This is a genomic window from Terrabacter terrigena, assembly GCF_042676085.1.
GTDB classification, from domain to species: Bacteria; Actinomycetota; Actinomycetes; order Actinomycetales; family Dermatophilaceae; genus Terrabacter; species Terrabacter terrigena.
Genome location: NZ_JBHTKH010000005.1, coordinates 237,721 through 253,102 on the forward strand (window position 1 = coordinate 237,721; position 15,382 = coordinate 253,102).

The 15,382-nt window shown below is 72.7% G+C and carries 10 protein-coding genes; 6 read left to right on the forward strand and 4 right to left on the reverse strand.

All coding sequences use genetic code 11. From position 1 onward, the window contains the following. Positions 1–10 precede the first annotated feature (10 nt). The 3 genes from ACFQ2V_RS10170 to ACFQ2V_RS10180 all read right to left on the reverse strand — a co-directional run bounded on the left by ACFQ2V_RS10170 (position 11) and on the right by ACFQ2V_RS10180 (position 4,170). A complete protein-coding gene (locus ACFQ2V_RS10170) occupies positions 11–1,969 on the reverse strand; it encodes a M13 family metallopeptidase (protein ID WP_386052573.1) in 1,959 nt (652 codons plus the stop codon). A 186-nt stretch (positions 1,970–2,155) separates the two neighbouring features. Next, a complete protein-coding gene (locus ACFQ2V_RS10175) occupies positions 2,156–2,848 on the reverse strand; it encodes a hypothetical protein (protein ID WP_386052574.1) in 693 nt (230 codons plus the stop codon). Continuing rightward, entirely contained in the window at positions 2,845–4,170 is a 1,326-nt protein-coding gene (locus tag ACFQ2V_RS10180; protein ID WP_386052575.1) for a PspC domain-containing protein, read from the reverse strand. The genes ACFQ2V_RS10175 and ACFQ2V_RS10180 overlap by 4 nt, the downstream gene beginning before the upstream one ends. 125 nt (positions 4,171–4,295) lie before the next feature. Here ACFQ2V_RS10180 and ACFQ2V_RS10185 point away from each other — a divergent pair, with 125 nt between their 5' ends. Then, a complete protein-coding gene (locus ACFQ2V_RS10185; RefSeq protein WP_386052576.1) occupies positions 4,296–5,771 on the forward strand; it encodes an ATP-binding protein in 1,476 nt (491 codons plus the stop codon). Further along, positions 5,768–6,466 carry a LuxR C-terminal-related transcriptional regulator gene (locus ACFQ2V_RS10190; protein WP_386052577.1) on the forward strand — a complete coding sequence of 233 codons (699 nt, stop codon included), beginning with the start codon at positions 5,768–5,770 and terminating at the stop codon, positions 6,464–6,466. The genes ACFQ2V_RS10185 and ACFQ2V_RS10190 overlap by 4 nt, the downstream gene beginning before the upstream one ends. Positions 6,467–6,472: 6 nt before the next feature. Here ACFQ2V_RS10190 and ACFQ2V_RS10195 read toward each other — a convergent pair whose 3' ends face one another. Next, positions 6,473–7,303, reverse strand: coding sequence for an alpha/beta fold hydrolase (locus ACFQ2V_RS10195; RefSeq protein WP_386052578.1), 831 nt, complete (start codon positions 7,301–7,303; stop codon positions 6,473–6,475). Positions 7,304–7,520: 217 nt separating this feature from the next. On the opposite strand from ACFQ2V_RS10195, the gene ACFQ2V_RS10200 reads away from it, so the two are divergent. The 4 genes from ACFQ2V_RS10200 to nirB are packed head-to-tail and all read left to right on the forward strand — an operon-like array spanning position 7,521 to position 15,338. Continuing rightward, positions 7,521–9,008: a nitrate/nitrite transporter gene (locus ACFQ2V_RS10200; RefSeq protein ID WP_386052579.1), complete on the forward strand. Its 1,488-nt coding sequence runs from the start codon at positions 7,521–7,523 to the stop codon at positions 9,006–9,008. After that, positions 9,005–11,173 carry a molybdopterin oxidoreductase family protein gene (locus ACFQ2V_RS10205; protein WP_386052580.1) on the forward strand — a complete coding sequence of 723 codons (2,169 nt, stop codon included), beginning with the start codon at positions 9,005–9,007 and terminating at the stop codon, positions 11,171–11,173. The genes ACFQ2V_RS10200 and ACFQ2V_RS10205 overlap by 4 nt, the downstream gene beginning before the upstream one ends. Next, on the forward strand, positions 11,170–12,780 hold the full coding sequence (locus ACFQ2V_RS10210; RefSeq protein ID WP_386052581.1) for an FAD-dependent oxidoreductase: 1,611 nt from the start codon (positions 11,170–11,172) through the stop codon (positions 12,778–12,780). The genes ACFQ2V_RS10205 and ACFQ2V_RS10210 overlap by 4 nt, the downstream gene beginning before the upstream one ends. Then, positions 12,780–15,338, forward strand: coding sequence for a nitrite reductase large subunit NirB (nirB, locus tag ACFQ2V_RS10215; protein ID WP_386052582.1), 2,559 nt, complete (start codon positions 12,780–12,782; stop codon positions 15,336–15,338). The genes ACFQ2V_RS10210 and nirB overlap by 1 nt, the downstream gene beginning before the upstream one ends. Positions 15,339–15,382: the final 44 nt, after the last annotated feature.

A 15,382-nucleotide genomic window follows, 5' to 3' on the forward strand; every position in this document is an offset into this window, starting at 1 on the left:
TCGTGCCTGCTCAGAAGATGCGGACGCGCTCGTCGGGCTCGAGCCAGAGGCCGTCGCCGGGCTTGACGGCGAACGCCTCGTGGAACTCCGAGAGGTTGCGCACCGCGTTGCCCCGGACGTCCTGCGGCGAGTGCGGGTCGATGGCGAGCAGGCGGATCGCCTCGGCCTCGCGCGCCTTGCCCTTCCAGACCTGGGCCCAGCCGATGAAGAAGCGCTGCGGGCCGGTGAAGCCGTCGAGCTCGGTCATGCCGGTGCCCTCGGTCGCGATGCGGTAGGCCGAGTAGCCGATCTGCAGGCCGCCGAGGTCGCCGATGTTCTCGCCCACGGTGAGGCTGCCGTTGACCTTGTGGGAGTCGTCGAGCCCGGCCGGCGTGTAGGAGTCGAACTGCTCGATGAGCCGCTGCGACAGGGCGTCGAAGCGGTCACGGTCGGCCTCGGTCCACCAGTCGCGCAGCGCCCCGGTGCCGTCGTAGCGGGAGCCCTGGTCGTCGAAGCCGTGCCCGAGCTCGTGCCCGATGACGGCGCCGATGCCGCCGTAGTTGACGGCGTCGTCGGCGTCGAGGTCGAAGAACGGCGGCTGCAGGATCGCGGCCGGGAAGACGATCTCGTTCATCGACGGCATGTAGTACGCGTTGACGTGCTGCGGCAGCATGAACCACTCGGTGCGGTCGATGGGGCCCCCGATCTTGCCGAGGTTGCGGTCGACCTCGAACGCCGTGCTGCGCCGCACGTTGCCGACGAGGTCGGCGGGGTCGATGTCGATGGAGGAGTAGTCACGCCAGACGTCGGGGTAGCCGATCTTCGGGGTGAAGGCGTCGAGCTTCTCGAGGGCCTGCGCGCGGGTCTCGGGCCCCATCCACTCGAGCGAGGAGAAGGACTTGCGGAAGGCCGCGACGAGGTTGCCGACGAGCTCCTGCATGCGCTCCTTCGCCGCCGGCGGGAACCAGCGCTCGGCGTACAGCTGACCGACCGCCTCACCGACGCACGACTCGACGACGGCCACCCCGCGCTTCCAGCGCTCCTTGTTCTCGGGCTGCCCCGACAGGGTGCGGCCGAAGAAGTCGAAGTCCTCGTCGACGAACGACTGGGGCAGCAGGGTCGCGAACTCCGAGAGCACGTGCCACGTCAGCCACGCGCGCCAGTCGTCGATGTCGACCGACTCCAGGGCGGAGCTGAGGGCACCGACGAAGCTGGGCTGGCGCACGACGACCTTGTCGAACGAGCCGGCCGGTGCCTGCAGCGCGGACAGCCAGGCGTCCCAAGGGAACTGGGGAGCCAGCTCCTTCGCCTCGTCGAGGGTGTGGGCGTTGTAGGTCTTCACGGCGTCGCGGTTGGTGACGTTGTCCCAGTGCGACGACGCCAGAAGCGTCTCGAGGGCCATGATGCGCGCGGCCTTGCCCTCCGCGTCGGGGGTGCCGGCGAGGCCGAGCAGCCGCCCGATGTGCGCGACGTAGGCGGCGCGGATGTCGGCGTACTTGTCCTCGCGGTAGAACGACTCGTCGGGCAGGCCCAGCCCGCCCTGCTCGAGGTAGACGACGTAGTCCTCCGGGGAGCGCTCGTCAGGAGACACGAAGTGGCGCAGCGGCCCGTCGACGCCGTCGCGCTCGAGGCGTCCCAGGGCAGCCCCGAGGGTGCTGACGTCGATGACGGTGGCGACCTCCGACAGCATCGCCTGCAGCGGGGTCAGTCCGAGCTCCTCGACCCGGTCGGTGTCGGTGAAGCTGGCGTAGAGGTCACCGACCTGGCGCTTCGGGGTGCCCGGCGCGCTGTCGTGGTCGGCGGCGGCGCCCTCGATGAGATCGCGAACACGCGACGTCGACTCCTCGCGCAGGATGTCGAACGTGCCGAACCGGGCCCGGTCGCCGGGGATCTCGGTCGTGTCGAGCCACGTGCCGTTGACGAACCTGAACAGGTCGTCCTGCGGCCGCGTCGACCGGTCGAGCGTCTCGAGGTTGATGCCGGACTTCATGACCACGATGTCTCCTCGTACCCGTGCCGGATCGTCCCGGCGAACGTGCCCCGAGCCTAACCACGCCGGACCCTCCGTCGGGTGCCGACCCGGCACGCGCACGAGCGCCGCCGGTCGGGTCCCGTCACCCGGCCGGCCGCGCCCACGGCCACCAGCGGGCAGGGCCCCTCGTGGCGTGGGGACTCGTCAGCGGCGCAGCCGTCCGGCCACGACGCCGGCGAGCCCGACGATGAGCAGCATGCCGCCGAAGGCTCCGATCATCGGCGGCCCGACGAACCGGAAGGTGAGGTCGGCGTCGGTGAGGTTGGCGGCGAGCAGCCAGCCGGCCACGATCATGGTCAGCAGCCCGAACATGATCGAGCCCGGACGGGGGCCCTTGCGCACGGTGACGAGGGCCGGACGCGGGTCCTGGTGGGCCTGCTGCGCGTGGGCCGGGGCGGGCCACGAGGGGTCGGTCTGCGACGGCGGGGGCAGGTGCGGCAGCTGCGCCGCGTCGGTCACGGCGTCGTCGGGCACCGGCGCCGACGGCTCCACCCGGAACGGGCTCGGCGTCGGCAGCGCCCGGGTGGTGGTCGCCGGGATCGTGGTCGTCGCGTCGGGGTCGGTCGCGCCGGGGTCGGTCGCGCCGGGGTCGGTCGCGCCGGCCATCGGCATGACCGACGGCACGGCCGACGCGGTGGCCGCCTGCCTGTCGGCCGTCGACGCGTCCGTCGGGTCGCCGAACGGCTCAGCCGTCGGGTCGGCCAGCGGGTCGCTGAACTGCGGCCCTGCGCTCGTGCTGTCGTCGTGGCTCATGGTGCTCGTCTCCCCGGACGTCGTGTCGGTCGTGTGGGTGGTGTCGGCGTCGTCGCCCGGATCCCGGGTGTGCTCGGCGCTCATGACGCGCTCCCCGAGAGGATCCGGATCTCGCCCAGCCCGACCTCGGCGTCGACGACGATCTCGTCGGCTCCGGTCTTCGGACCGTAGTGGACCGTGCGCTCCCAGCTGATGCCGCCGGCGTGCAGCCCCGGGTCAGCCGACTCGTAGCTGAAGTCGCCCTCGTTGCTGCCGGTCGCCCTGAGCGCGCCGGCGCGCGCCCTGGCGTTGATCGTCACGGGTACGTCCTTCGGGACGACGACGGTCACCTGGCCGGCCCCGACCGTCGCCGTGACGGTGTCGGTCCCGGCGGCCTTGTAGTCGGCCTTCGTCAGGTCGACCTTCAGGTCACCCAGACCGAGCTCGTACGTCGGCGCGGGCGTCAGGGACGTGACGGCATACGACCTGTCACCGACCTGCCAGGGGTAGTCCAGGCCCGCGGGGGCAGCGGTCGTGAGGGCTGCGGCGATGACGCCGACGACGGCGAAGAAGCCGAGGCCCGAGCGGCGGCCGGCGATGCCCGCGACCACGATCGCGATACCGAGCATCCCCACGCCAGAGGCGATTCCGATCGCCACGTGGTTGCCGGGCCACCCAGCGCCGTCGGCGACGAGCGAGAGCACGACGCCGGTCGTGATCGCGAGGCCGAGCACGAGCAGCCCACCGGCGAAGCCGATCGACGGCGTGCGGTACCGAACCGGGGTGGGCGCCGGCGGGCGCGGTGCGGTGAGAGTCGCGCCGGCGTTGGCTGCGGCGTTTCCCGTCGAGCCGTATGCCGGGTGCAGCGGCGCCGCCGCCGACGTGCCCGACGCGGTGGGGTCTGCCGACGGGTCGGTGGGTGTGCCGGTGGTGGACCCCGGCGTCGCACGGTTGCCCGAGCTCTTCCACGGGGCCGAGGCCATGAGGTCGCGGCCCGTGTCGGTGCGGGTGAGGAACCACCAGGCACCGACGACCAGCAGGACGAAGCCGAAGAAGCGGAAGCCCTGGGTGTCACCGCCCCACCAGGGGCCGCCACCCAGCACCGAGATGCCCGTGACGACGAGGAGGAAGATCGAGCTGCCCTCGCCGTGCTTCAGCGCGCGCTCGACGTGGATCTCGCCCTGCTCGTCGGGCATCAGCAGCCACAGCACGAGGTACAGCGCCACGCCCATCCCGAAGAAGATGGAGAAGAGGATGAAGCCGGCCCGCACGACGAGCGGGTCCACGCCGAGCCACCGGGCCATGCCCGTCGCGACGCCGGCGAACCAGCGACCGTCCCTGCTGCGCACGATCCCCGGGCGTCGCAGGGCGGTGTACAAACCGTCCAGGCCGTGGCCCTGCGTGGGGGCCCCATTGCTTTTCGTCATGGCTCCAGCGTGGCGGTGCGCTCGCACCGCAACCATGAGGGTCGACCCTGAGCGCACCCTGACGCGACCCCCAAAGCAGGGCCTGATGGTCGCCCTCACCCACCCGGGTGGGCGAGGATGGAACGGTGCAGACGGCATACGAGAACGGCCAGGGTCCGGTGCGACCCGCCTGGCGGGCGGCGCAACGGCCACCACTCGTGCGCCACCGGCAGGGAAAGGTCGTCGCAGGGGTCGCCGCGGGGCTGGCCGACCACCTCGGCGTGCCGACGTCGGCGGTGCGCATCGCGCTCGTGCTGACGAGCATCCCCTTCGGTGCGGGACTCGCCGTCTACGTGTTCCTCTGGGCCACCATGCGCGAGATCGGCGACGTGGTTCCCACGGCCGCTCCGGTCGTCGGCGACCCGGCCGCGGCCAGCGTGCCCGCCGCGACGTCGCCCACCTCCGGCACGAGTCACCACGTCGACCTCGCGAGCCTGCGCACGTGGCTGCGCAGCGGCAACCAGGCCGTCCTCATCACGCTGCTCGGGGTCGCGGCACTGGCGCTCGCCGGCGCCCTGTGGCTCGGCAGCGCCGGCTTCGACGTGCACGCCGAGGTGATCCTGCCCGTCGTCGCGATCGTCATCGGTGCCATCTTCTTCTGGTCGCAGCTCGACGACACCGACGCCATCGGGGCCCGGCGTCCCGTCCGGTGGATCTGGCTCGTCGTCGGCCTCGGACTGACGATCCTGGGCCTCGTCGGGCTGCTCGTCCGCGGCACCGACCTCACGGCCGTCTGGCAGGTCGCGGGCGCCGTGCTCGCCGCGCTCGTCGGCGTCGCCGTGCTGGCCGCACCGTGGATGCTGCGGCTCTGGAGCAACCTGCGTCTCGAGCAGGCCGCCCGCATCCGCGCCACCGAGCGCGCCGACATCGCGGCCCACCTGCACGACTCGGTGCTGCAGACCCTCGCGCTCATCCAGCGGCAGTCGTCCGACGCCGCGACCGTCGCCCGGCTGGCCCGGGCCCAGGAGCGCCAGCTGCGCAGCTACCTCTACGACGAGGACGCCCGCGCCGGCACGCTCGGGGCCGCCCTCACCGCCGCCATGGGTGAGGTCGAGGACCTCCACGGCGTGCCCGTGCAGCTCGTCGTCACCGGCGACCGGCAGATCGACGAGCACCTCGACGCCCTCGTGAAGGCGATCCGCGAGGCCGCCTGGAACGCGGTGCGCCACGGCAGCCCGCCCGTCAGCGCATACGTCGAAGTCGGCCCCGACGCCGTCGAGGCGTTCGTGCGCGACCACGGCACCGGCTTCGACCTCGACGACGTGCCCGACGACCGAGCCGGCGTGCGCGAGTCGATCATCGGCCGCATGGAGCGGCACGGCGGCACCGCCCGCATCCGGCACCGCGCCGACGGCACGGAGATCGAGCTGCGCCTGCCGGTGCGCCAGCCGTCCGAGCCCGAGCCCGCCGAGCCCAGGGCCTCCACGGCCGGGGCCGCGGCACCGAGGAGCACCGACCCGCAGGACACCGACCCGCAGGACACCGACCCGCAGGACACCGACCCCCCGGCCGAGGACCCCGACGCCGCAGCAGCACGACAGACCCAGGAGCAGGCTTCATGACCGACCCGCGGACCATCCGCATCGTGATCGTCGACGACCACCACATGTTCCGCACCGGCGTGCGCGCCGAGCTGACCGCGGCTTCGGCGGCATCGGGTTCCGTGTCGCTCGAGATCGCCGGCGAGGCAGGTGCCGTGGAGTCGGCCGTGCAGGTCATCACGGAGCAGCGGCCCGACGTGGTGCTGCTCGACGTCCACCTCCCCGGCGGTGACGGCCACGGCGGTGCCGACGTCATCCGGGCGTGCGCCGGCGTCCAGTCCGCAGCTGACGTCCCGGTGCGCTTCCTCGCGCTCTCGGTGTCGGACGCCGCGGAGGACGTCATCGCCGTCATCCGTGCGGGTGCCCGCGGCTACGTGACCAAGACGATCAGCGCCGACGAGCTGCTGACGGCGATCGGCCGGGTCGCCGACGGTGACGCCGTCTTCAGCCCGCGCCTGGCCGGCTTCGTGCTCGATGCCTTCGGTGCCGCCGCCGGCGAGGTGGCCGAGATCGACGAGGAGCTCGACCGGCTGTCGGCGCGCGAGCGCGAGGTCATGCGCCTCATCGCGCGCGGCTACCAGTACAAGGAGGTCGCGAAGGAGCTGTTCATCTCCGTCAAGACCGTCGAGACCCACGTCAGCTCGGTGCTGCGCAAGCTGCAGCTCAGCTCGCGCCACGAGCTCACGGCCTGGGCGATGGGCCGCCGCCTCCTGTGACCGCCGTCAGGTGGCGCCGTGCAGGAAGCGGCGCAGGGCGGTGACGATGATCTCGGGTGCGTCCGTGTGCACCCAGTGCCCGGCTCCCTTGATCGTGAACTGACGCGTACGCGGGAAGTGCCGTCTCATGCGCTCGCCGTCCTCCCGCTTGACGTAGCGGGAGTCGCCGCCGGCGATCCACAGCACGGGTCCGTCGTAGGCCGGGAGGTCGTCGACCTCGCGGGGCCAGTCGGCGATGCGTGAGTCCACCCCGAGGGCGGCGTCGGCCGCGATGAGGTCGAGGTTGACCTGCCAGCGCCACGAGTGGCCGTCGCGTCGCAGGTTCTGCAGCAGGAATGCCTTGACGCCCGGGTCGGGCTCGTTGAACCGGGCCTCAGCGTCGCCGCGGCTCGCGAGCTCGGCGATCGGCAGCTCCTGCATCTCGCGGATGTAGCCCTCGAAGCGCTCGAGCGAGCCGTAGCCCTTGGGCGCGATGTCGACGACGACGAGCCGGCCGACGAGCTCGGGGTGGCGCAGCGCCAGGACCATCGACACCTTGCCCCCGAGCGAGTGCCCGACGACCGTCCACGACTCCCCCGGCGCCGCGTCGCGCAGGGTGGCGGCCACGGCGTCGGCGTACGCGTCGAGCGAGAACTGCTGCGACCACGGGGACCGCCCGTGGTCGGGAAGGTCGACGAGCAGGCAGCGGGCGTCGGCGCCGTCGGGGCCGCTGACCGCCTTCGCGATCTGGGTCCAGTTGCGGCCCTGGCCGAAGAGCCCGTGCAGGAACGCGACGCGGGGTCCGGCGGTGCCCACGGACAGCGTGTTGAGCGAGGCCTGGTCCGGAGCCGACGTCATGCGGCGAGCCTACGCGGCGGCGGCCTCACGGCCGTCGCGGCCGTCCGTGAGGTCCCATCCCGGGCGTGCCGTGCGTGACCTCACGGCCCTCCGACCGCCACGTGAGGGAGATGTAACTCCCGTGTCACCGCGGGCCGGACGACGTGCAACACCGCGTTCCTAGCGTGGGCGCCACGCTCTCGCAGCGGCCCCCGACCCGCCTCCCGAGGAGGAACCCGTGAGCACCACCACCGGAAACAGCACCGGCACCAGCACGAACGGCAGCGTCGCCGCACCCACCAGCACGCCGACCACCCTCGTCCCGGAGAGCCCGAGCCGCTTCCGCCAGCTCACTGCACCGAGGTCCCGTGTCATCCGCGACTGGGACCCCGAGGACACCGCGGCCTGGGAGGCGGGCAACAGGAAGGTCGCCCGACGCAACCTCGTCTGGTCCGTCGCGACGGAGCACATCGGCTTCTCGATCTGGTCGATCTGGTCGGTCATGGTGCTCTTCATGCCGCAGGCCGTCTACGGCTTCACTGCGGCGGACAAGTTCTTCCTCGTCGCCGTGCCCACGCTCGTCGGCGCCGTGCTGCGCGTGCCGTACACGATGGCGACGGCGTTCTTCGGCGGCCGCAACTGGGCCATCTTCAGCGGCGTCGCCCTCCTCGTCCCGGCCGTGCTGACGTGGTGGCTGATGGTCAACCCGGGCCACTCGCTCGGCACGTTCATGGCGGTCGCTGCCCTCGCCGGCCTCGGCGGCGGCAACTTCGCCTCGTCGATGACGAACATCAACGCCTTCTACCCGCAGCGGATGAAGGGCTGGGCGCTCGGACTCAACGCAGGCGGCGGCAACATCGGCGTCCCTGTCGTCCAGCTCGTCGGCCTTCTCGTCATCGCGACGCTCGGCAACCGCCGCCCCGAGGTCGTCTGCGCCGTCTACCTCGTGCTGCTCGCCGTCGCGAGCGTCGGCGCCGCCGTCTTCATGGACAACCTCGACCACCAGACCGCCAACCCCAAGGCGATGCTCGAGGTGCTGCGGCACGCCGACGCCTGGGTCGTCTCGCTGCTCTACATCGGCACGTTCGGCTCGTTCATCGGCTTCGGCTTCGCCTTCGGCCAGGTGCTCAACCAGACCTTCCTCGCCGGCCTCACCGGTGGCGCCGCGCCGACCCCCGCCCAGACCGCGGCAGCCAGCCTCCACGCGGCCCAGATCGCGTTCGTCGGGCCACTGCTCGGCTCGGTCAGCCGCGTCTGGGGAGGCAAGCTCGCCGACCGCCGCGGCGGGGCTGTCGTCACCCTCTGGACCTTCGTCGGGATGGCTTGCGCCGGGGTCCTCGTGACCCTCTCGGCCCGCGCCGACGACGTCACCACCGGCGCGGCGACCGGCCTGCAGCTGACCGGCCTCATCGGCGGCTTCGTCCTGCTCTTCGTCCTCTCGGGCGTCGGCAACGGCTCGGTCTACAAGATGATCCCGGCGCTCTTCGAGACCAAGGCGGCGTCGGTGCCCGGACCCGCCGTCGAGCGGGCCGCCTGGTCCCGCTCGATGTCCGGGGCCCTCATCGGCATCGCCGGAGCGATCGGTGCCGTCGGCGGCGTGCTCATCAACCTCGGGCTGCGAGCGTCGTACCAGGGCGCGGCGAAGTCGGCCACCGCCGCGTTCGTCGTCTTCACGCTCTTCTACGTCGGCGCCGCCGTCCTCACCAAGGTGCGCTACCGACGATGACGAGCCAGACCACCGACGCCGCTTCCACCAGGCCGGCGCGCACGCTCGGAGGGGACTCCCCCTCCGAGCAGTCGGGGCAGGTGGGCGTCGCGACGCACTGCGCCTACTGCGGCCTCCAGTGCGCGATGACACTGACCGGTACGTCGCCCGACGACCTCACGGTGGCTCCCCGGCGCTTCCCGACCAACCGGGGCGGCCTGTGCCAGAAGGGCTGGACCAGTGCCGAGCTGCTCCGCACGCCCGGGCGTCTCACGACCCCCCTGGTCCGCCGCGACGGCGAGCTCGCGCCCGCGTCGTGGGACGAGGCGCTCGACGTCGTCGCCGATGCGATCGTGCGGACGCAGGCGGCATTCGGCCGGGACGCCGTCGCGGTGTTCGGCGGAGGCGGTCTGACGAACGAGAAGGCCTACCAGCTGGGCAAGTTCGCGCGGGTCGCCCTGCGCACCAGCCAGATCGACTACAACGGCCGCTGGTGCATGAGCTCGGCCGCCGCCGCGGGCATCCGCTGCTTCGGGCTGGACCGTGGGCTGCCGTTCCCGGTGACCGACATCGGGTCCGCCCACGCCGTGCTGCTCCTCGGTGCCAACCCCGCCGAGACGATGCCTCCCTTCCTCACGCACCTCGTGCGCGCCGCGGACTCGGGTGGGCTCATGGTCGCCGACCCACGCCTGACCCCGACTGCCACCAAGGCGCTCGACGGCGGCGGGCTGCACCTGCAGCTGCGCCCGGGCACCGACGCCGCCCTCGCTCTCGGCATGATCCACCTCGCCGTCACCGAGGGGTACGCCGACCGCCGCTTCGTCGCCGAGCGCACCACCGGTTTCGACGACTTCTGGCCGGTGGCGGCCCAGTGGCTGCCCGAGCGCGTCGAGCGCGTCACCGGCGTCGCCGTCACGGTGATGCGGACTGCTGTCGCGGCACTCGCCCGGGCGCGCGACACCGAGCGCGGCGCGTACGTGCTGTCCGCCCGTGGCAGCGAGCAGCACGCGAGCGGCACCGACACGGTGACCGCGTTCATCGCGCTCGCCCTCGTGCTCGGCCTGCCCGGCAACCGTGGCACGGGCTTCGGCACGATCACCGGCCAGGGCAACGGGCAGGGCGGGCGCGAGCACGGCCAGAAGGCCGACCAGCTGCCCGGCTACCGCAAGATCGACGACCCGGCGGCACGAGCGCACGTGGCGGCCGTCTGGGGCGTCGACCCCGACGAGCTGCCCGGGCCGGGCCGCAGCGCGTTCGAGCTGCTCTCGGCACTCGGCACCGACGGCGGCCCGCGCGTGCTCATGGTCCACGGGAGCAACCCCGTCGTGTCGGCGCCCGACGCCCGAGTCGTCGCCGAGCGGCTGGCCGCCCTCGACCTGCTCGTCGTCTCCGACTTCGTCCTGTCGGAGACCGCCGCGATCGCGGACGTCGTGCTCCCGGTGCTCCAGTGGGCCGAGGAGGAGGGCACGCTGACCAACCTCGAGGGCCGGGTGCTGCGTCGCCGTCGCGCCCTCTCCCCTCCGCCCGGGTGCCGCAGCGAGCTCGACGTCTGGAGCGAGCTGTCCGCCCGGATCGGTTGCAGCACAGACTTCCCCACCGACCCTCACGTCGTCTTCGAGGAGCTGCGTCGCGCCTCTGCCGGCGGCCCGGCCGACTACTCCGCCGTCACGTGGGCGCGGTTGGATGCCGGCGAGAGCCTGCACTGGCCGTGCACCACGGAGCGCCCCCAGGGCACCCCGCGGCTGTTCCTGGACGCGTTCGCCACGCCGGACGGGCTGGCCCGCTTCGTGCCCGTCGACCACGTCGGTCCGGCCGAGGCCGACGACAGGGACTACCCGCTCGTCGCGACGACCGGTCGGGTCCTGCAGCACTACCAGTCCGGTGCGCAGACGCGGCTCGTCGACGAGCTGTCGACAGCCGCCGGAGCGATGTTCGTCCAGATGCACCCCGACACGGCGGACGCCGCGGGTGTGGCCGACGGGGCCCTCGTCGACGTCGTGAGCCGCCGCGGCCGCACCCGCGCGGCCGTGCGCCTCGACGACGACATGCGCAGCGACGTCGTCTTCCTGCCGTTCCACTGGGCCGGCGACGCCCGCGCCAACTCGCTCACCCACGCCGCCCTCGACCCGACCAGCCGCATGCCCGAGTTCAAGGCGTGCGCCGTCCGCCTGGAGGCCGTCTCATGACCCCCACACCCCGCAGGGTGCTCGTCGTCGGCAACGGCATGGCCGGTGCCCGCCTCGCCGAGGAGATCCGCCACCGCGACCCGGAGGCCAGTCGCTTCTCGGTGACGGTCGTCGGTGAGGAGCCTCACGCCGCCTACAACCGGGTGCTGCTCTCGACCGTCGTGGCCGGCGGCCTCACGCCGCGGGAGACCCGGCTCAAGCCCGACGGCTGGTGGACCGCGCGCCACGTCGAGGTCGTCACCGGGGCGCGGGTCACCGCCGTCGACACCGCGTCGCGAACCGCCACGCTGACCGGCGCCGACGGCGCGCAGACCAGTCTCGCGTGGGACGAGCTCGTGCTCGCCACCGGAAGCACCGCGTTCGTCCCGCCCACCGAGGGCCTGTATGCCGCCGCGCCCGGTCCCGACGCCGAGCTCGCTGACGGCGTCGTCGCGTTCCGCACCGTGGACGACTCGTCCCGCATCGTGGCTGCCGCCGAGTCGGCCTCCACCGCAGTGGTTCTCGGCGGCGGACTGCTCGGGCTCGAGGCTGCTCGAGGGCTCCTCGCCCGAGGCGTCGAGGTGACGATCGTGCACCCGCAGGACTTTCCGATGGACCGTCAGCTGGACGTCGACGGCGGCGCGGTCCTCACCCGCGTCGTGCGCGGCATCGGCGCGCGCCTCGTGCTGGGCCAGCTCGTCACGGCCCGTCACCCCGCAGGCGACGGCGAGCCGGCACACGTCGTGCTCAGCGACGGCTCGGCCGTGCCGGCCGACCTCGTCGTCGTCGCCGCGGGTGTGCGCCCCCGCACCGACCTCGCCGTGGCCATGGGGCTCGAGGTCGACCGCGCCGTCGTCGTCGACGACCGCCTCGCCACGTCGGCACCCCACGTGCACGCCATCGGCGAGTGCAGCCAGCACCGCGGCGCGGTGCCCGGCCTCGTGCAGCCCGGCTGGGACCAGGCTCGGGTGCTCGCGGACGTGCTGACCGGGTCCGACGCCGCCGCGACCTACGAGGGCACGAGCGTGCTCACCCGCCTCAAGGCGCACGACATCGACCTCGCGAGCATGGGCACCGTCGACGTCGACGTGCACGACCCCGGCCACGAGGTGCTCGCCTTCACCGACCCGAGCCGCGGTCGCTACGCCAAGCTCGTGCTGCGTCAGGACCGGCTCGTCGGCGCGATCCTGCTCGGGGTCGGGGACGCCGCCGGCCCCCTCACCCAGCTCTACGACACCGGCGCGGCCGTCCCGAGGGACCGCCTGGCACTCATGCTCGGCCGCGCGGTCACCCGCTCGGGCGCCCCCGAGACGGCCAGCCTCGCGGAGATGCCGGGCTCCGCCGTCATCTGCCGCTGCAACACCGTGACGAAGTCGGCCATCGTCGGCGCCTTCCGTGCCGGGGCCGACACCGTCGCCCATGTCGCCGACGCCACTCGTGCCACGACGGGCTGCGGCTCGTGCAAGAGCGCGGTCGACGGCCTCTGCTCGTGGCTCCGATCGGCCGAACCCGGTTCTTCCCCAACCGAACACGCGCCGCCTGCCGCCTCCGCCGCCCCGACCTCCCCTGCCCAGACCAGCCCGGCACCGGTGCCGGCAACCGCCGCCCTGACCGAAGGAGCCGCCTGATGTCCACCCCCACCGAGAACCTGCCGGGCAGCGACTCCCGCACGGTCGTCGTGATCGGCCACGGCATGGTCGGCCACCGCTTCGTCGAGGCGCTGCGCTCGCGCGACACCGAGAGCGCGTGGAAGGTCGTCGTCCTGTCCGAGGAGGCGGAGGCGGCATACGACCGCGTGGGCCTCTCGTCGTACGTCGGAGCGTGGGACCGGGGCGCACTCGCCCTGACGGGCAACACGTACGCCGACGACGACCGCGTCGACCTCCGCCTCGGCACCCGCGCCGAGAGCGTCGACCGCGTGGCGCGAACCGTGACGACCGGCGACGGCGACGTCATCACGTACGACTCGCTCGTGCTCGCCACGGGCTCCTACCCGTTCGTCCCGCCGGTGCCGGGCCACGACTCGACGGGGTGCTTCGTCTACCGCACGCTCGACGACCTCGACGGCATCCGCCGCGCCGCCGAGCAGTCGCACGAGCGGGCGCGCGCCGAGGGCCGCGAGGCCAACGGACTCGTCGTCGGCGGGGGCCTGCTCGGGCTCGAGGCAGCCAATGCGCTGCGTCTGCTCGGGCTGACCCCGCACGTCGTCGAGTTCGCGCCGCGGCTCATGCCGCTCCAGGTCGACGAGGGTGGTGGTGCGGTGCTCGAGGGCCTCATCAGCAACCTGGGCGTGCAGGTGCACACCGGCGCGGGCACGAGCTCGATCTCCCCGCAGGACGACGGGCGCCTGGCGGTCGAGCTCTCCGACGGCACAGCGCTGCTCACCGATCTCGTCGTCTTCTCCGCAGGGGTTCGGCCGTCCGACGCCGTGGCCCGCGATGCCGGCCTCGAGGTCGGTGAGCGCGGCGGCGTCCTCACCGACCTGGCTTGCCGCACCAGTGACGAGAACGTCTGGGCCGTGGGAGAGGTCGCGGCCGTCGAGGGCCGCTGCTACGGCCTCGTCGCCCCGGGGTACACGATGGCCGAGGTCGTCGCTGACCGGCTGCTCGGCGGCGAGGCGACCTTCCCCGGCGCCGACCTGTCCACCAAGCTCAAGCTGCTCGGCGTCGACGTCGCGTCGTTCGGCGACGCGATGGCCACGACGCCTGGCGCGCTCGAGATCGTCCACACCGACGCGACCAAGGGCACCTACGCCAAGGTCGTCGTCAGCGACGACGCCAGGACGCTGCTCGGCGGCATCCTCGTCGGCGACGCGTCGGCGTACACCACGCTCAAGGCGTACGTCGGCCGCGAGGTGCCCGGTGACCCTGGCGCGCTCGTCTCCCCCGCCGGCGCCGAGCTCGGAGCGGACGCCCTGCCCGACGACGCGGTGATCTGCTCGTGCAACAACGTCACGAAGGGCTCGATCTGCGGCGCCATCGCCGAGGGCGCCTGCGACCTGGCGGCGATCAAGGGGTGCACGAACGCCGGAACCACCTGTGGCGGTTGCCTGCCCACCGTGAAGAAGCTCCTCGTCGACTCTGGTGTGGAGCTCTCGAAGGCTCTCTGCGAGCACTTCGAGCAGAGCCGCGCCGAGCTCTTCGAGATCGTGGCGTCGACGGGCATCCGCACCTTCTCGGGGCTCGTCTCGCGCTACGGCACGGGCACCGGGTGCGAGATCTGCAAGCCGACGGTCGCCTCGATCCTCGCGTCGACGAGCAGCGACCACATCCTCGACGGCGAGCAGGCGGCGCTGCAGGACAGCAACGACCACTTCCTCGCGAACATCCAGAAGAACGGCACCTACTCCGTCGTCCCGCGCATGCCGGGTGGCGAGGTCACCGCCGAGCAGCTCATCACGATCGGGCAGGTCGCCCAGGACTTCGGGCTCTACGTCAAGGTCACCGGCGGCCAGCGCATCGACCTCTTCGGCGCGCGGGTCGAGCAGCTGCCGGCGATCTGGCAGCGCCTCGTCGAGGTCGGCATGGAGTCGGGGCAGGCGTACGGCAAGTCGCTGCGCACGGTGAAGTCCTGCGTCGGCTCGACGTGGTGCCGCTACGGCGTGCAGGACTCGGTGGGCATGGCGGTCGACCTCGAGCACCGCTACCGCGGGCTCCGGTCGCCGCACAAGCTGAAGTTCGGGGTCTCCGGGTGCGCCCGCGAGTGCGCCGAGGCGCGAGGCAAGGACGTCGGCGTCATCGCGACCGACAAGGGCTGGAACCTCTACGTCTGCGGCAACGGTGGCCAGACGCCGGCGCACGCTCGCCTGCTGGCCAGCGACCTCGACGACGAGACCCTGGTGCGCTACATCGACAGGTTCCTCGTCTTCTACGTGCGCACCGCCGACCGGCTGCAGCGCACCGCACCGTGGCTCGACTCGCTCGAGGGCGGCCTCGAGCACCTCAAGGCGGTCGTGTGCGACGACTCGCTCGGCATCGCCGCCGACCTCGAGGCGACGATGGCCCGCCACGTCGACGGCTACCAGGACGAGTGGAAGGCCGTGCTCGACGACCCAGAGAAGCTCGCTCGCTTCGTGTCGTTCGTCAACGCTCCCGACGAGGCGGACCCGACGGTCGCGTTCGACGACTCCGGACCGCGGAAGGTGCCGGTCATGCTCGGCATGCCGTCGTCAACCCGCCCGTCCTGAGTGCCCGTCCACCGCTCGACCCGCACCCGACTCACCAGAACGAC